The 16,540-nt window shown below is 67.9% G+C and carries 13 protein-coding genes; 10 read left to right on the plus strand and 3 right to left on the minus strand.

From position 1 onward, the window contains the following. Window positions 1-78: 78 nt before the first annotated feature. Window positions 79-1,596 carry a cytochrome P450 gene (locus OG874_RS09310; RefSeq protein WP_330254710.1) on the plus strand — a complete coding sequence of 506 codons (1,518 nt, stop codon included), beginning with the start codon at window positions 79-81 and terminating at the stop codon, window positions 1,594-1,596. Here the strand turns inward: OG874_RS09310 and OG874_RS09315 are convergent. Then, a complete protein-coding gene (locus OG874_RS09315) occupies window positions 1,576-2,292 on the minus strand; it encodes a tat pathway signal sequence (protein WP_330254711.1) in 717 nt (238 codons plus the stop codon). The two genes, OG874_RS09310 and OG874_RS09315, sit on opposite strands and share 21 nt — an antisense overlap. A gap of 718 nt (window positions 2,293-3,010) precedes the next feature. On the opposite strand from OG874_RS09315, the gene recC reads away from it, so the two are divergent. From recC to OG874_RS09360, 9 genes are all read left to right on the plus strand, one after another. Beyond that, window positions 3,011-6,436: an exodeoxyribonuclease V subunit gamma gene (gene recC, locus OG874_RS09320; RefSeq protein ID WP_330254712.1), complete on the plus strand. Its 3,426-nt coding sequence runs from the start codon at window positions 3,011-3,013 to the stop codon at window positions 6,434-6,436. Between the two features lie 397 nt (window positions 6,437-6,833). After that, window positions 6,834-10,196 carry a UvrD-helicase domain-containing protein gene (locus OG874_RS09325; protein WP_330254713.1) on the plus strand — a complete coding sequence of 1,121 codons (3,363 nt, stop codon included), beginning with the start codon at window positions 6,834-6,836 and terminating at the stop codon, window positions 10,194-10,196. Window positions 10,197-10,317: 121 nt separating this feature from the next. Then, window positions 10,318-12,222 carry an exodeoxyribonuclease V subunit alpha gene (recD, locus tag OG874_RS09330; RefSeq protein ID WP_330254714.1) on the plus strand — a complete coding sequence of 635 codons (1,905 nt, stop codon included), beginning with the start codon at window positions 10,318-10,320 and terminating at the stop codon, window positions 12,220-12,222. A gap of 49 nt (window positions 12,223-12,271) precedes the next feature. Beyond that, entirely contained in the window at window positions 12,272-12,745 is a 474-nt protein-coding gene (locus OG874_RS09335) for an RNA polymerase sigma factor (protein ID WP_330257236.1), read from the plus strand. Beyond that, on the plus strand, window positions 12,745-13,359 hold the full coding sequence (locus OG874_RS09340) for a methylated-DNA--[protein]-cysteine S-methyltransferase (protein WP_330257237.1): 615 nt from the start codon (window positions 12,745-12,747) through the stop codon (window positions 13,357-13,359). Before OG874_RS09335 ends, OG874_RS09340 begins: the two co-directional genes overlap by 1 nt. 9 nt (window positions 13,360-13,368) lie before the next feature. Further along, on the plus strand, window positions 13,369-14,091 hold the full coding sequence (locus tag OG874_RS09345) for a 2OG-Fe(II) oxygenase (protein ID WP_330254715.1): 723 nt from the start codon (window positions 13,369-13,371) through the stop codon (window positions 14,089-14,091). Between the two features lies 1 nt (window position 14,092). Next, entirely contained in the window at window positions 14,093-14,347 is a 255-nt protein-coding gene (locus OG874_RS09350; RefSeq protein WP_330254716.1) for an Ada metal-binding domain-containing protein, read from the plus strand. 62 nt (window positions 14,348-14,409) lie between these two features. Next, window positions 14,410-14,919 carry a methylated-DNA--[protein]-cysteine S-methyltransferase gene (locus tag OG874_RS09355; protein WP_330254717.1) on the plus strand — a complete coding sequence of 170 codons (510 nt, stop codon included), beginning with the start codon at window positions 14,410-14,412 and terminating at the stop codon, window positions 14,917-14,919. A gap of 101 nt (window positions 14,920-15,020) precedes the next feature. After that, entirely contained in the window at window positions 15,021-15,533 is a 513-nt protein-coding gene (locus OG874_RS09360; protein ID WP_330254718.1) for a mycothiol transferase, read from the plus strand. 47 nt (window positions 15,534-15,580) lie between these two features. Here the strand turns inward: OG874_RS09360 and OG874_RS09365 are convergent, their stop codons facing one another. Together OG874_RS09365 and OG874_RS09370 are read right to left on the minus strand one after the other, a co-directional pair. Then, the gene (locus tag OG874_RS09365) at window positions 15,581-16,153 is read right to left on the minus strand and encodes a DUF3558 domain-containing protein (protein WP_330254719.1); all 573 of its coding nucleotides are present in this window, start codon (window positions 16,151-16,153) and stop codon (window positions 15,581-15,583) included. Further along, a complete protein-coding gene (locus OG874_RS09370) occupies window positions 16,150-16,539 on the minus strand; it encodes a hypothetical protein (RefSeq protein WP_330254720.1) in 390 nt (129 codons plus the stop codon). The genes OG874_RS09365 and OG874_RS09370 overlap by 4 nt, the downstream gene beginning before the upstream one ends. Between the last annotated feature and the right edge of the window lies 1 nt (window position 16,540).

The raw sequence follows: 16,540 nt of genomic DNA on the forward strand, positions 1-16,540 counted from the left end.
CTGGTACGGCTTCGGCGAACCGACCGATCGAATGTGAAAAGAGAATACGATAGATCCTGTCGTTCAGGGAGGTTTGTCATGGTCGCCGCGGGCCGTGCCGCTAGCCTGCGCACCGGGAAAAAGCCCAGCGTGCGGCTCGAATCCGAGAATGCGTCGCTGATCGACCTGCCGGACGACCAGTTGCTCGACCGAGCGTTACTGCGGGTTCCCGAGCGTCGTCGTGTGTTGGCCTCGCCGCCGCGCGGCAGTACCGCCGCGCCGGTGCACGGCGACGTCGGACTCCCGTATTTCGGCCGGGGGCTGCATTATCTGCGCTGGGGTCCGGCCGAATTGATGCAGCGGTACCGCCGATACGGCCCGGTGTCACTGCATTCCTCGTTGGGCATTGATCGGGTGCTCGTGTGCGGTCCCGAGGCGATCGATGAGGTGCTCGGCAAGCGACGCCGTGACTTCGGGCAGGGGTGGGACTACTTCATCGGCCCGTTCTTCGGGCGCGGGCTACTGCTGCTCGAATTCGATGAGCACATGTTCCATCGCCGGATCATGCAGCAGGCCTTCACCAGGGAGCGGCTGGAGGCGCATCTGGCGAGGTTGACGCCGGTGGCGCGGGCGGCGATCGGTCGGTGGGCGCCGCGGGAAGGCCGTACGGTTCGGCTTTATCCGACGATCAAGGAACTGACGTTGGAGATCGCGGGCGAAACCTTCATGGCCGTCGATGTCGGGGCGCAGCGCCGCAGGCTCATCGACGCGTTCATCGACTGCACCCATGCCGGGTTGGCGATCATTCGACACCCCGTGCCCGGCGGTCACTGGCGTGCGGGGCTGCGCGGGCGCAAGGTGCTCGAGCAGTACTTCACCGCAATGCTGCCGCAGAAGCGGCGGACGGAGTCGGCGGATTTCTTCTCCGGACTGTGTCATGCGCGGACCGAGGACGGCGCGGAGTTCAGTGACACGGATGTGGTGAACCACATGATCTTTTTGATCATGGCCGCACACGACACCACGACGACCACCGCCACCGCCGTCGCGTACTACCTCGGTAAACATCCGCGGTGGCAGGACCGCGTGCGCGCCGAGGTGCGCACCGTCGACGCCGAAATCGGCGGTGCCGCACCGACTATCGCCGATCTGGACCGCTTGCACGATCTCGATCTGGTGATCAAGGAGACCCTGCGGCTGATGCCGCCGGTGCCCGGTCTGGCGCGTCGGTCGGTGCGCGACACCGAAATTCTCGGACAGTACATTCCGGCCGGCACGCCGATCGACTGTGCGTACCACATCAACCACTTCCTGCCGGAATTGTGGACGCGGCCCGAACTGTTCGATCCCGAACGATTCAGCGAGGCACGGCGGGAGGACAAGTCGCATCGGCTCGCCTGGCTACCGTTCGGCGCGGGAGCGCACAAATGCATCGGGATGCACTTCGGGACGCTCGAGGTGAAGACGATCATCGCCGCGCTGGTGCGCGCCTATGCGTGGGAGCTCCCGGGGGATTACCGAATGCCGTGGGGATTCACGACAATTCCGTTCCCCCGGGATGGTGCACCCGTGGCGTTGCGCCGCCTGCGTGTTGGTTCAGCGGCCGCTGAAAAGTAACTCGGCAACCTTGGTGTCGGTCGCGGAGCCCTCGGTGTAGCCGCCGTCGTTGCCGAGCGAGCTCATGATCGCCAGGGTGTAGCGCTCGCCGGGTCCGGCGAAGCCGACCGAGTTCACCACCCAGCCGCCCTGTTCCTCGGACCAGCCGTTCTTGAGGCCGGGGTGCATCGCCGCACCCGCACCCCAGACACCCCAATGCTGGTTGCTGTCGACCGAGCGCATCCGGTCGAGCAGATAGTTCCGGTCGTCCGGGTGCATGTTGTTGAAGACGGAGTCCATCAGCCGGTCGAGATCGGCGGCCGTGCACTTTTGGAACGACCAGTCCGGGAACATCGCGGTATTGGTCGGCTGCGGTACCAGCGTCGACATGCCGTTGGCGCGGAAGGCATTGTTGTAGGCCATCCGATCGATGCCCGCGTACTTGTTCCACAGAATGTCGGCGGCGTTGTCATTGGAGGTGGCGAGCATCGATTCCATCAGCCCGCGATCGTCGGGGCCGAGGCCGATCGCGCCGACCCGCGCACGGTTGAGCAGATCGACGGCGATCGCCAGTTTGATGGTCGAGGCGGTCCAGACCGAGTTCTCCGCATTCTCGTTCGCGTATGTCCCGCCGCTCACCCGATCGCGGACGACGTACCCGGTCACCCCGGGCCGAGTCTTCAAATACGCGTCGACAGCGCCGATTCTGCTGCTCATATCGCAATCGAAACCGGCGAGGCAGCCCTGCGTATGCGCCGGAGGCGCCGCATAGGCCGACGGAATCAGCGCGGGGGTAGTCGGGACCAAGATCGCCGCAGCGGCGAGGACACAGGCGGAGGCGTGACGCACGAGGGACCACGATCGCACATCGGACGCCAGGACGCACGTCTTGAGCTCTGACCGCCGCTGTGGTATCGCGCGTTGCGTGCTTGTACCACAGTGTTTTTCGCGCTCAGTGGAAGGCGGCGTGCAATTCCTCGACGGTGCGCCCGTTCAGCCGGTAGCAGTGCGCGAAGGCCTCGGTATGCTGGTCGCGGGGCCAAGCGTGTAGGACTACGGTACGGCCATATGAGCGCGAGTTGACCAGCTCCCATCTGTCACCGACTCGGCGGACTGTGAACCCGCCTCTCGGAAGCAGGGGAATCACCATCGCCATCATGAACGCGAACCAGCCTTTCGTGCAGCTATCCCGCCCTCCCCGGTTGAGCACTGTTGCACATCGAGCGCCTCGATCCGAGGTGACACGACGAAGTAAATCGTTCGCGTGTGGCTTATTTCACTCTCGTTGACATGGGGGCGAGAGGTTGCGTGCTGGTCGCTGGGCGTATAAACGTGCGCAAGCGTCGCGGCCGGATCGGATAGCCGACTTGACGCGGAGACCGACCGCGGTGCGTGGCAGTCAGGACATACCGGACCAACCGACGAGAGGGCGCAGATGCCGCTGCACATCCATCGTGCCGAACGCGCCGACGCGTTGGCGGATGCGCTGGCCGCGCTGCTCGAGACGCCGTTGCCGGACGCGTTCGCCGCGGAGGTGGTCGCGGTGCCGGCGAAGGGGGTCGAGCGATGGCTGACGCAGCGGTTGTCGACGGTATTGGGTGTGTCGGGCCATTCGGATGGTGTTGCCGCCAATATCGAATTCCCGTCGCCGGGCGCGTTGGTCGCCGAGGTGCTCGCCGCGGCGAGTGGGGTTCGGCCCGAGGCCGATCCGTGGGCGTCAGAGCAGGTGGTGTGGACGTTGCTGCGGGTGATCGACGGGGCGCTCGCGCAGCCGTGGAGTGCGGTGCTCGCACGGCATCTTGGGGTCGGTGAACCGGCCGGACATCGCGTCGGTCGGCGGTATGCGACTGCCGCGCATCTGGCCGCGCTGTTCGAGAGCTATGCCGCGCAGCGGCCCGCGTTGATCATGGAATGGGCCGGTGGATCCGATACCGATGGGACCGGGCGGGCGGTGCCGGACGATCTCCTGTGGCAGCCGCAGTTGTGGCGGCGGTTGCGGGCCGAGGTCGGGGTGGCTGGTCCGGCCGAGCGGCTCGATGCGGCCTGTGCGCGGTTGCGGGCCGAGCCGGAGTTGGTCGATCTGCCGCAGCGGGTGTCGTTGTTCGGGGTGACGCGGTTGCCGAGCGATCAGTTGGCGGTATTGACGGCGTTGGCAGCGGGGCGAGACGTGCATCTGTGGCTGGCGCATCCGAGTCCGGTGCTGTGGGCGGAGTTGAGCGGGTCGGCTGTTGCCGCCGCGCGGGCCGAGGATGTCAGCGCGACGGTGGTTCGGCATCCGCTGCTCGCCGGGCTCGGGCGGGATGTGCGCGAACTTCAGCAACGGCTGGTGGGGGCGGGTGTTGTCGATGTGCATCATCCGGGCGTCGGCGGCGCGAGCGGCATCGTGTCCGATCACGGTGCGCTGGAGCATATTTCGGGCGAGACGTACGAGCATGCATCCTCGGATGGTCGAGGGGCGGTGGTCGATCCAGGGCGGACGCTGTTGAACGCATTGCAGGCGGGGATCCGGGACGATGTGTGGCCGCCCGCGCCCGCGAGCTTCGGGGACGACACCGTCCAGGTGCATTCGTGCCATGGTCCGGCGCGGCAGGTGGAGGTGCTGCGGGAATGCCTGCTCGGGTTGTTCGCGGCCGACCACACGCTGGAACCGCGGGATGTGCTGATCATGTGTCCCGAGGTGGAGGCGTATGCGCCGCTGGTGCGTGCGGCGTTCGGCCAGAAGATGGTGGGATCGGTTGACTCCGTGGGGGATTCGGCGCATCCGGCGCATTTGCTGCGGGTGCGGCTGGCCGATCGCGGGCGCGGGGTGACCAATCCGATGCTCGCGGTGATCGCGGTGCTGCTGGAGCTCGCCGACGGGCGGGTGACCGTTACCCAGGTGCTGGATCTCGCGGCGTCCGAAACCGTGCGTCGCCGTTGCGGTTTCGATGACGATGACATCGAGCGCCTGCGCGAGTGGGCGGCCGAATCCGGGGCGCGGTGGGGGATCGGGCAGCGGCAGCGGCAGGCGTTCGGGCTGGCCGACTTCGCGCAGAACACGCTCAACAGCGCGGTGGACCGGATCCTGCTCGGGGTGACCGCGGACGAATCCGCCGAGGACTGGCTGGATCTCGCGCTGCCGCTGGACGACGTGGACAGCAACGATGTCGATCTGGCCGGTCGGTTCGCGGAGTTCATCGACCGGCTCGCGGTCTGCCTGCGCGATCTGCGCGGGCCGCGTCCGGCGCAGGAATGGGCGGCGGTGCTCGGCCGGTGCTTGGATCTGCTCACCGATGTGCCCGACAGTCAGGCGTGGGTGCGCAGCGAGGCCCGGCGGGAGTTGGCGGCGGCCACCGAGCATGCGGGCGATGTGCCGTTGCGGCTGGCCGATGTCGGCGTGCTGCTGTCGAGCCGGCTCGCGGCCCAGCCGACCAGGGCGAATTTCCGGACCGGTGAACTGACCGTGTGCACGATGGTGCCGATGCGCTCGGTGCCGCATCGGGCGGTGGTGCTGCTCGGACTCGACGACGAGGTCTTCCCGCGCACCAGCGGCGTCGACGGCGACGATGTGCTCGCGCGCAATCCGCTACTGGGCGAACGGGATGCGCGCAGCGAGGACCGGCAGTTGCTGTTGGACGCGGTACTGGCGGCCACCGAGAGGCTGCTGATCTTCCACACGGGAGCCGATCCGGTGACCGGCGCGCATCGCCCACCCGCTATCCCGGTCGCCGAACTGCTCGATGCCCTGCGCGCACATGTCGGTGCGGCGGGTATGGACGCGGTGGTGACGCGACATCCGTTGCAGGGGTTCGATCGTCGCAATTTCCGGGCCGAACGCCCGTTCAGCTTCGATACCGTCGCCCTCGCCGGAGCCGAGGCGGCCGGACAGCTTCCACGGCCGCGTCCGGCGTTCCTGCCCGAGCCGCTGCCCGCGCCGGAACTCACCGATGTCGCACTGGCCGACCTGATTTCGTTCGTCGAGCATCCGATGCGGGCGTTCCTGTGGCAGCGCCTGGGCCTGCGTGTCCCCGAACACGAAGAGGACATCGCCGACCGGCTGCCCATCGAACTCGACGGCCTCGCGAAATGGGAACTGGGCGAACGACTCCTGACCGCGCGGCTGACCGGCGCGGATCCCGCCACCCTGCGCGCGGCCGAGTGGCGGCGAGGGACGTTGCCGCCGTTCGGTTTCGGCGGTGCGGTGCTCGATGAGGTCGAGTCCACGGTGGACAAGCTGGTCCGCGCCGCGCTGCCCGAGTACCAGGGTGCTGCGCGTGCCGTCGACGTCGCGGTGGATCTCGGCAACGGCCGCCGACTCACCGGCACCGTGCCCGAGGTGCGCGGGGAAACGCTGGTTCGCACCACCTTCTCCCGGCTCGCGCCGAAACATCGCATCGCCGCCTGGGTGTCGTTGCTCGCGCTGGCCGTCACCGAGGATCGCTCCTGGCGCGCGGTTACCACCGGTCGTGGCCAATTCGGTCGTCCCGCATGGCGTTCCGAGATCACCGCCCCCGAACCGCCTGCGGCGCTGGCGATCCTGCGCGAGCTGGTGCGACTGCGCGACGCGGGCCTGACCGAACCGCTCCCGATCGCCCCCTCGGCCACCGCGGTCTACGCCGACCGCCGCTTCCGGGGCTCGACCGTCGAGGAGGCCGTCACCGCCGCCGAACGCGAATTCAATGGCGGCCCCAACGGCCCCGCCGCATTCGGCGACCACACCGACCGCCACCTCCGCTACATCTGGGGCTCGGCCCCCCGCCTCGACCACCTCATGGCCGCCCCGGCCCCCGCAGGCGAACCCGGCGAAACCACCCGTTTCGGCTCCCTCGCCCGCCGCCTGTGGGCGCCACTGCTGTCTGCTGAGAATCAGGGGCAGCCGTGAACGGCCCGGGGTTCACGGCTGCGTCGATCCGGCGCGCGCACCGTGTCCCGCTGCGCGACCGCTGGGCGGCGGCACGGTGCATCGCCGGTTCGGAGGTGTCATGTCGGCTAAGAGTCTTTCCGCGGGTCGGCTGCGCCGGCGAAGCGCGCTATCGGATCGGCGGTTCCGTGGCCTCGGCGCGCCTCCCGGGTGATGACCGGTCTCGGGTGGACGGTGGAACAGCCAGTAGGTGTCGGAAGTGGGTGGTGTGCATGAGCATTGCGAGCGCCGCATTCGACGTGCCCGGGAGCACCGTGCAGGACTGGTCCGATCGCGTCGATCTGAACCGGTCACTTCCGCGCACCACTGCAATGTGGGACGTGTGCGCTATCGCGACGGTCGGAATTGGGTGTCGGGCATGACCATTGAGGACACCGCCTTCGCCGCACCGCCGCTGGATGCCGATCGATTCGATCCCAACGGGCCGCTGCCGACCGGTACAACCGTACTCGAGGCGAGTGCGGGCACCGGTAAGACGCATGCGATCGTCGGGTTGGCGGTGCGGTATGTGGCCGAGATCGGGATCGATATTTCGCAGTTGCTGTTGGTGACATTCAGTCGAGCGGCCACCCAGGAGTTGCGGGAGCGGACGCGGGATCGGTTCGTCGTGGTGGCGGCGGCGTTGGCCGATCCGGAGGCGGCTCGGGCGCATGGCGATGAGTTGATTCGTTTGGTGGCGCAGGCGGATGCGGACGAGGTGCTGCGTCGGCGTCGGCGATTGCTCACGGCGCTTTCGGATTTCGACGCGGGGACCATCGCGACGACCCACAGTTTCTGTCAGCGAATGCTGGATGAGCTCGGGATGGCGGGGGAGCATGATCCGGGCTCGCGGCTGGTCGAGACGATCGATGATCTGATCGGGACGGTCGCCGATGATCTCTACCTGAATCGGTATGCCCGTGCCGAGCCGCCGTTTTCGCTGAAGGAGGCGCACACGCTGGCATTGGCGGCGGTGCGGGATCGGCATGCGGTGTTGGTGCCGAAGGGCGATGGCCTGGCGGGCGAGCGGGTCGCGTTCGCGGCCGCCGTCCGAGCGGAGACCGAGCGGCGCAAGCGGCTGGCCGGACTGCGCGATTTCGACGATCTGCTGGTGCTGTTGCACGATGTGCTCGCCGATCCGGAGCATGGGCCGAGAGCCTGCCGACGCATCCGCGACCGTTATCGGGTCGCGTTGGTCGACGAATTCCAGGACACCGATCCGCTGCAGTGGGACATCCTGCGGCTGGCTTTCCACGGTCATTCGACTCTGGTGCTCGTCGGTGATCCGAAGCAGGCCATCTACGCCTTCCGTGGCGCGGAGGTGCTGAGCTACCTCGATGCCGTCGCACATGCCGACACCCGTAAGGAGCTGACCGACAACTGGCGCAGCGATGCGGGTCTGCTCGCCGCACTGGATCACCTGCAAGGCGGTGCGGCGTTGGGACACAAGGAGATTACGGTCTACCCGGTCGCCGCGACCCGCGGCTGGTCCCGGCTGTCCGGCCCGGCGGAACTGACGACGCCGCTGCGAATGCGCTGCCTGCCGCGCACCGGAGCGGGCCCGTTGAACAAGTCGGGATTCCCGGCGGTCGGGCGCATGCGGGCCAAGGTCGCCGACGATCTCGCGGCGGATATCGTGCGGCTGTTGGAATCCGGCGTGCACTTCGAACCGAAGGCCGAACCGGGCTCCGGGCCGAGGCCGATCGGGCCCGGCGATATCGCGGTGCTGGTACGGACTCGATCCCAAATCGACGTGGTGCGAGCGGCTTTGGACCGGGTTGGGGTCGCCTCCGTACTCGCCGGTGGCACCAGTGTTTTCGGGACGAGCAGCGCCACGGACTGGCTCTGGCTACTGCGTGCCCTGGAACAGCCGCATCGCTCCGATCGCGTGCGCTTGGCCGCCTGCACACCCTTGCTCGGTGTCACCGCCGTCGAAATCGATAGCGGCGGTGCGGATCTGGTCGGCCGGATCAGCGCCCAACTCCGTGACGCGGCCCGCCTTTTCGCCCGCGCGGGTTTCGCCGCGGTCTTCGAAAAGATCTCCGCCGAAGCGAATCTGGCGCAGCGACTGCTCTCCGTCGAGAACGGCGAACGCGAGCTGACCGATCTGCGGCACATCGCGCAGCTGCTCGACCAGGTCGCGTTGACCGAGGGGCTCGGCCTGACCGCGCTGACCCGCTGGCTCGCCGACCGCGTGCGCGATCCCGCCTCGGGCTCGGTCGCCGACCGCAGCCGCCGCCTCGACCGTGATGCCGCCGCCGTGCAGATCGCCACCGTACACGCCAGCAAAGGGCTCGAATTCCCCATCGTGTACCTGCCTTTCGCGTGGGACAACGCGAAGAACCCCTACCCGCAGACGCTGCTCCTCCACACCGACGAAGGCGACCGCGTGCTCGACGTCGGCGGACAGGACGCATCCGGGTACGGCGAGCGCAAGCTGCGCAGCGAGACCGAGGAGGCGGGCGAGGAGCTGCGCCTGCTGTATGTCGCGCTCACCCGCGCGATGTGCCAGATCGTCGCCTGGTGGGCGCCCGCGATCACCACCGCCAACTCACCGCTGCACCGGATGATCCTCGGCCGCCCGGACGGCGGCGACCTGGTGCCGAGTAAGGCAGCGGTACCAGCGGATGCCGTTGCGGTATCCATGCTTTCGGCCTGGGCCGCCGGTGCACCGGAAGCCATCTCGGTGGAAGGTATCGACGGCGCCGAGACGGTCGAGATCCGCCGGGTGCGTACCGAACTCCCGACCGGAGCCCTCGCCGCGGCGCATTTCGCCCGCACGATGGATCTGCAGTGGCGGCGCACCTCCTACTCCGCATTGACCGCGGGCGCGCACGACGCGGCGATCCCCGAGGCCGAACCCGAGGATGAGCGCGGTCCGTCGGACGAGCCCGGCACACCGCTCTTGATCGATGCGGAGCCGGCGACATCGGATGCGGACCCGTCGCTGATGAACGCGCTGCCCTACGGCGCGGAATTCGGCACGCTCGTGCACGGTGTGCTCGAGCGAATCGATACGGACGCACCGGATCTGGCCACCGAGGTGCACACCCGCTGCCGGGAGGCGACCGAAGACCTGATGGCCGAGGCCGATCCGGTAGTGCTCGGCAACGCGCTGCTCGCGGTCCTGCGCACCCCGCTCGGATTCGGCTGCCTCGCCGATATTTCCGGCCGCGACAAGCTCAACGAACTCGACTTCGAACTCCCGCTGGCGGGTGGCGATATACCCGGCGCGCACGTGGTCACCCTGCGCCGCATCGCGGACCTCCTGCGCACCCATCTCCCCGCCGACGACGTTCTGCACGGCTACGCCGACCAACTCGCCGCCCTCGACGACACCCCACTGCGCGGCTACCTCACCGGCAGTATCGACGCTGTCCTGCGGGTCACCGAAAAGCCCGGTGCCGAACCACGATTCGTCATCGTCGACTACAAGACCAACCGCCTCGGCACCGGCGATCTCACCGTCGACCACTACACCTGCGACCGCATGGCCGACGAAATGCAGCGCTCCCACTATCCCCTCCAGGCCCTGCTCTACGCGGTGGCCCTGCACCGCTACCTCCGCTGGCGCCTGCCCGCCTACCGTCCCGACCACCACCTCGGCGGCGCCCGCTACCTCTTCGTCCGCGGCATGATCGGCCCCGAAACCCCCTCGGGCTGTGGCGTTTTCAACTGGAACCCACCTGCCGCCCTGATCGTCGCCCTGTCCGATCTACTCGCCGGGGAGGCACCCCGATGACCCGACCCACCGAGGCCCACCCCGCAACCGGTGCGTCGGCCCCTCGCCACGGTAATCCCCGCACCCTGCGCTTGTCGGTACATACAAAGGGTGCCGAGCACGACAAGGGGTGCGGTTGTTCATGACGTCGATTCAGTTGGCGCAGCGGGGGACCGGGCTGCTTCGGATGTTCAATGAGGCGGGGGTGCTGTCTGCCGCCGATGTGCATGTGGCACTTCGGTTGGGGCGTATGGGTCGTGAGACCTCGGAGGAGGTGTTGTTCGCGGCGGCGCTGGCGGTGCGTGCGGTGCGATCGGGGTCGGTGTGTCTGGAATTGCACCGGATGCGGGAGATCGGCGTCGATGCGGACGAAACCTGGGATGCCGGTGCGGGTATCGACCCGGCGACCTTGCCGTGGCCCGATATCGATGCGGTGGTTGCGGCGCTGCGGGTGAGCCCATTGGTATGCGGCGGGCCGGCTGGTCCACTGCAGCCGCTGCGTTTGGTGGACGCCGAGCCCGCCAACGACGCTGGCCCGCTGCTCTACCTGGACCGGTACTACCAGCAGGAGCAGACGATTCGCCGCGTGCTCACCGAACGCTCCGGACACCACCCGAAGGTGGATCCGGCCATCGTGCGCCGCGAACTCGATCGGCTCTTCGACGCCGCGATCGGCGCGGCCCTGGACCTGCAGCGAATCGCCGCCGCACTCGCCGCCACGCACTGGACCACCGTGGTGGCGGGCGGTCCCGGCACCGGCAAGACCCACACCATCGCCCGCATCCTGGCCCTGCTCGACGCACACCAGCAGGCCAATCCGAAGCTGCCCGCCCTGCGTATCGCGATGGCCGCGCCCACCGGCAAAGCGGCCGCGCGACTGCAGGAGGCGGTGCGCGAACAGGCCGCCGCGCTCGGACTGCCCGAGCTCACCGCCGCCACCCTGCACCGCCTGCTCGGCTGGCAGCGTGGCCGGGCGACGCGATTCCGATATCACGAATTCAACCGGCTGCCCTATGACGTGATCGTCGTCGATGAGACCTCCATGGTCTCGCTCACCATGATGAGCAGTCTGCTGGCCGCACTGCGTCCGGACACCCGCGTGGTGCTGGTCGGTGATCCGGATCAGCTCGCCTCGGTCGACGCGGGCGCGGTACTCGCCGACCTGGTCGCGGGACCTGTTGTCGGCGAACCGAATCCGGTCCTCGAACAGGTGCTCGGCGCGGAATCGGTTGCCTCCGACGGCAATCCGGAAGCTCTCACGAACCTCGAGCGCACCCGTATGCGCGGCGGCATCGTCCGGCTGACCCGCGGGCGTCGATTCGGCGGCAAGATCGCCGAACTCGCCGTCGCGGTCCGCGCGGGCGACGCCGATACCGCACTGGCCTTGTTGCGCGCCGGCGGCGAAGGACTGTCGCTCTGCACGCCCGACGACACCGCACCGGTCCGCGCCGATGTGGTCCGCGCGGCCCGCGAGGTCACCGCGGCCGCACTCGACGGCGACGCCGCGGCCGCACTCACCGCCCTCGAATCCCACCGCCTCCTGTGCGCCCACCGCCAGGGCCCCTTCGGCGTCGAGCGCTGGGACCGCATGGCCGCCGAATGGGCCGCCGCCGGTGGCGCGGGCCCGGACTCGCACCAGGCCACGTGGTACCCGGGCCAACCACTGCTGGTTACTGCCAACGACCACGAGGCCCGCATCTACAACGGCGACACCGGTGTCATCGTGCGCATGCCCGACGGCTCGCTGCGTGCGGCCCTGCAACGCGGCAGCGAACCGTACCTGGTGCACCCGACGCAATTTCCGGCCGTGGTGACCGTCTTCGCCATGACCATCCACCGCAGCCAGGGCAGCCAGTACGACACTGTCTCCGTCGTCCTGCCCGAACCCGAGTCCACCCTGCTCACCAGGGAACTGCTGTACACGGCCATCACCCGCGCCCGCCACCACGTCCGCATCATCGGCACCGACGAATCCATTCGCGCCGCCATCGATCGCCGCGTGCTGCGCGCCAGCGGCCTGTCCCGCAGCACCCAGGAATCGCGATGACCTGGGCATCTCACGTTTTCCGCGTCCTCGACGTCTACCCAGTGTGAGATTGCCTCCGTTCGAGGAAGTGGTGGCCGAGTACGGCCCGATGGTGCTGCGCGTCTGCCGGGCGGTACTCGGTCCGACCGACGCGGCCGACGCGTGGTCGGAGACCTTTCTGTCCGCACTGCGGGCCTACCCGGACCTCGACCCGACGACGAATATCGAGGCATGGCTGGTCACCATCGCGCACCGGCGCGCGATCGATGTGGGGCGCGCACTGACCCGCGCGCCCGTTCCCGCCGAAACCCTGCCCGACCGCGCCGCCCGCAATGCCGACCCGGCCGCTTACGACCCCGACCTGTGGGATGCACTCGCGGCGTTGCCGACCAAACAGCGCCAAGCGGTCGCCTACCACTATCTGGCTGGAATGCCGCACGCCGAAATCGCCGCGTTGCTGGGCAATTCCACCGATGCCGCCCGCCGCGCCGCCGCGGACGGGCTGAAGACATTGCGCAAGCTCTACCCGAAGGATCGAACATGATGGCCACTATCGACCGGGATCCGGACGGCCTCTTCGATGGCCTGAACCTCGACTCCACCGAGATCCTGACCCAACTACAGCGGCGCCTGGCCGCCGACGCGCAGGCCTCGGGTCTGCTCGACGTCGCTTACCGCACACTGGATACCCCTGTGGGCACCCTGCTGCTCGCCGCCACTCCTGCGGGTCTGGTCCGGGTCGCCTACCCCAACGAAAATCACGACACCGTGCTGGCCGGGCTCGCCGATCGGATCAGCCCCCGCGTACTCGCCGCCCCCGCCCGCCTGGACGCCGCGGCCCGCGAGATCGACGAGTACTTCGCCGGTGCGCGAACACATTTCGACCTGCCACTCGATCTGCGGCTGGCCGTCGGATTCCGCCGCCAGGTGATCGAGCACCTGAGCGATATCGGCTACGGGTTGCGCGAGAGCTATGCCGAAGTCGCCGCGGCCGTGGGCAATCCGCGTGCCGTCCGCGCGGTCGGCACCGCGTGCGCGCACAACCCGCTGCCGGTGGTGATTCCCTGTCACCGGGTAGTGCGCAGCGACGGTTCCATCGGCCAGTACGTCGGCGGAGTCGCAGCCAAGACCGCCCTGCTCACGCTCGAAGCGGCGTAAGGAGACACAATGCCGAAAACTCGTGCCGCACTACAGGAACGAGTCGACGCACAATCGTGGAGCGCCCTGCTCGACGAGATCGATGCCTACGGCTGTGCCCAGACCGGCCCGCTGCTGGACCCCGACGAGTGCGCCGAATTCACCGCCATGTGGGCCGATCTATCCCGTTTCCGGTCGACAATCGACATGTCCCGCTACCGATTCGGCCAGGGCACCTACCGCTATTTCGCCGATCCGGTCCCCGAACCGATCATGCGACTGCGCGCCGCTTTCTATCGCAAACTGCTACCGATCGCACGCACCTGGGCCGAGCGCCTCGGCGACCCGACGCCATGGCCCGACGACTTCGAGGACTGGCTCGACGTCTGCCACGCCGCTGGCCAAACCAGGCCGACCCCGATCCTGTTGCGCTACACCGAAGGTGACTGGAATGCGCTACACCGCGACCTCTACGGGGAACTCGTCTTCCCGCTCCAGGTGGTCATCGGCCTGGACCGTCCCGGCATCGATCACACTGGCGGCGAATTCCTGCTGGTCGAGCAACGCCCGCGCGCCCAATCGAAACCCACCGTCACCATACTGGAGCAGGGCCGCGCCCTGATCTTCACGACCAGAGACCGTCCGACGCCGTCCAGTCGCGGCTGGTCCCGAGCGCCGATTCGCCACGGTGTCAGTCGAATTCGCGGCGGCCACCGCCACACCCTCGGCCTCGTGCTGCACGACGCCGAATAGCATGTACACCTTGACCGACGCCGACGGTCGCCCCTATCCGAGCCCTACCCCGGGCCGATACGGCGGCCATCGGCGCGGCAAACTCTACGGTCGTCTCGACTGCCCATCCGCCCTGCGCGCCCTCGCTCGTGGCCACTATCGCCCCGACCGTGTCTTCTTCGCCGACGAGCAAACCGCCATTGCCGTCGGCTACCGCCCCTGCGCGGTCTGCCTCCCTGAGCAGTACGCCGCGTGGACAGCGCACTCCCGGTGGTGATCTCACGTTTCGCCGTGGCGGAGCGTCTACCTGATGAAAGCTCGACGGATAGGAGCAACACCATGTCGGATACATCCACCGCGCGTCTCGTGTACGGCTCGACGCTGGGCAGGCTGCTGATCGAGGCCAACTCGACCGGTGTCACCCGCGTCGCGTTCACCGACGCGCAGACCGCTGGTCCCGTCGGTGAAAACCCTACGGCGCATGTGTATCTCGACACCGCCGCAATCCAGATCGATGAGTATCTCACCGGCGAACGCCGCCACTTCACCGTCCCGACGGACCGGTCGGGCATGAGTACATTCGACCGCGAGGTCCTGCAGGCGCTCGAAGCAATTACCGGATATGGCCGGACAACCACCTACGGTGCACTGACCCGGCACCTCGGCCGCACGCCCGCCGACGCCCGCAAGATCGGCGGTGCGCTGGCGCGCAACCGCCTGCTGATTCTCGTCCCGTGCCATCGCGTACTCGGCAGCGACGGCTCCCTGATCGGCTATGCGGGCGGTCTGCCGGCGAAGAGGGCCCTGCTGGACCTCGAATCCGCCGACCTTCTCCTGCCCCTCGGCTGAGCGGCACCCTTCACGCCTTATCGGGGCCTACGAAGGCAGAGCAAGAGTGGGCTGTGCGGCGCGGCGGGAATATCACGGGACGGTGTGTGATTGCATGGGTCATGACGAGCGCTGAGTTGTTGGTCGATGCCTTCGGACGGGTACAGGAGAATGTGCACGGGGCGGTTGCGGGGCTCAGGCAGGACGAGCTGGGGGCGCGGATCGATTCGGACGCGAATTCCATCGCGTGGCTGATCTGGCACCTGACTCGGGTACAGGACGACCACGTCGCGGACGTGGCGGGGCTGGAGCAGGTGTGGACGGCGGCCGGTTGGGCGAAGCGGTTCGAGCTGCCCTTCGATGACGCGGCGACCGGCTACGCCCACCGCGCCGCGGATGTTGCCGCGCTGGGCGGGGTTTCGGCCGACTTGCTGCTGGGCTACTACGACGCGGTGCACGCGCAGACCATCGATTACGTATCCGGGCTAACCGATGCCGATCTGCCTCGCGTGGTCGACACTCGCTGGAATCCGCCTGTCACGCTGGGGGTTCGGCTTATCAGCGTCGTCGACGACGCTATCCAGCACTCCGGCCAGGCGGCCTTCATCCGCGGAGTGCTCTTGCGCCGCAGGTAGTTTCGGCTACGTCCGGTTTGCGCGACGATCGTGCGGCGCAGCAGCCCTCAGCTGCCCTGGGGGAGGAGGGAGACGACGGCTTCGGCGATTTCGGTCGCGTTGTCGCACGGGGAGAGCTTGCGGGGGTGCAGGCCGCGGGGGTCGTCGACGAGGATGTAGAGGGAGCCGGATTTCATGTCGAGGTTGACGGTGCAGCCGCCGGGGACGTCGGGGCGCGCCTCGTAGCGCAGGGCCTTGCGGCCGTCGATGGTGAGTTCGGTCGCGGTGGGGAACTTTTCGCGAACTTGGGCGAGGGTTCCGTTGGTCGTCTGGACACCGAACGTGTAGCGCGCTTGTGCGAGGTAGGCGCAACCCTTCCAGGTGAACGCACCGGTGGTGGTCTGCTTGTGTTCCGGCGCTCGGGCATCCCATTGATGCTGAGCCAGGAATTCCGGCGTCAATGCAGTACAGGGATCGAACGCGGTAGCGGTGCCGGTGGTAGAGGAGCTGACGGCGGATGTCGAGGCAGCCGAGGTGGTCTGCGGGGTCGGCGTCCCCTTCTCACTCGTGCATGCGGTGAGTAAAGCCAATACCGCTGCCGATACGGTTGCACCGACTAGTAGCCGCGATCGGTTGTTCATACGCGGATCTCGCGCATCCGCCGAGCGAACTCGGCGTCGGCTTGCTCGTAAGCGTCACGAATGGTCTTGAACAGACTCTGGATCTCGGTGGCGACCGAAATGTAATCGCCGATGGTGTCGTAGGCGTTGTTCGGGCCGCCGAAGGCCTTCTCCCCGAACAGCTTCACCAGCTCGATGGCGGAGGTGAGCCGGGGGTTGTTCTCGCCGAGTCCCCAGGATTCTTTCTCACCGAGCGCCCGGGCGTCGTATTGCGCGACGGTCAACTCGTCGATCAGATTCTGGCAAGCCGCGTCGATATCAATGAACGCCTGCGGTTCCATCCGAACCTTCAGCGCCCCGGTCTTCGCATCCTCGATATACCCGCCGAACGTGCTGTCAACAGCCATA

The organism is Nocardia sp. NBC_00565, from assembly GCF_036345915.1.
GTDB lineage: Bacteria > Actinomycetota > Actinomycetes > Mycobacteriales > Mycobacteriaceae > Nocardia.

Excerpts from the sequence above, each read along its gene's own strand:
- OG874_RS09370 (WP_330254720.1), bottom strand. The coding sequence starts at position 16,539 with ATGGCTGTTGACAGCACGTTCGGCGGGTATATCGAGGATGCGAAGACC.
- OG874_RS09325 (WP_330254713.1), top strand. The coding sequence starts at position 6,834 with ATGACCATTGAGGACACCGCCTTCGCCGCACCGCCGCTGGATGCCGAT.
- OG874_RS09355 (WP_330254717.1), top strand. The coding sequence starts at position 14,410 with ATGTCGGATACATCCACCGCGCGTCTCGTGTACGGCTCGACGCTGGGC.
- OG874_RS09345 (WP_330254715.1), top strand. The coding sequence starts at position 13,369 with ATGCCGAAAACTCGTGCCGCACTACAGGAACGAGTCGACGCACAATCG.
- recC (WP_330254712.1), top strand. The coding sequence starts at position 3,011 with ATGCCGCTGCACATCCATCGTGCCGAACGCGCCGACGCGTTGGCGGAT.
- OG874_RS09360 (WP_330254718.1), top strand. The coding sequence starts at position 15,021 with ATGACGAGCGCTGAGTTGTTGGTCGATGCCTTCGGACGGGTACAGGAG.
- OG874_RS09310 (WP_330254710.1), top strand. The coding sequence starts at position 79 with ATGGTCGCCGCGGGCCGTGCCGCTAGCCTGCGCACCGGGAAAAAGCCC.
- OG874_RS09340 (WP_330257237.1), top strand. The coding sequence starts at position 12,745 with ATGGCCACTATCGACCGGGATCCGGACGGCCTCTTCGATGGCCTGAAC.
- OG874_RS09365 (WP_330254719.1), bottom strand. The coding sequence starts at position 16,153 with ATGAACAACCGATCGCGGCTACTAGTCGGTGCAACCGTATCGGCAGCG.
- OG874_RS09315 (WP_330254711.1), bottom strand. The coding sequence starts at position 2,292 with ATGAGCAGCAGAATCGGCGCTGTCGACGCGTATTTGAAGACTCGGCCC.
- recD (WP_330254714.1), top strand. The coding sequence starts at position 10,318 with ATGACGTCGATTCAGTTGGCGCAGCGGGGGACCGGGCTGCTTCGGATG.
- OG874_RS09350 (WP_330254716.1), top strand. The coding sequence starts at position 14,093 with ATGTACACCTTGACCGACGCCGACGGTCGCCCCTATCCGAGCCCTACC.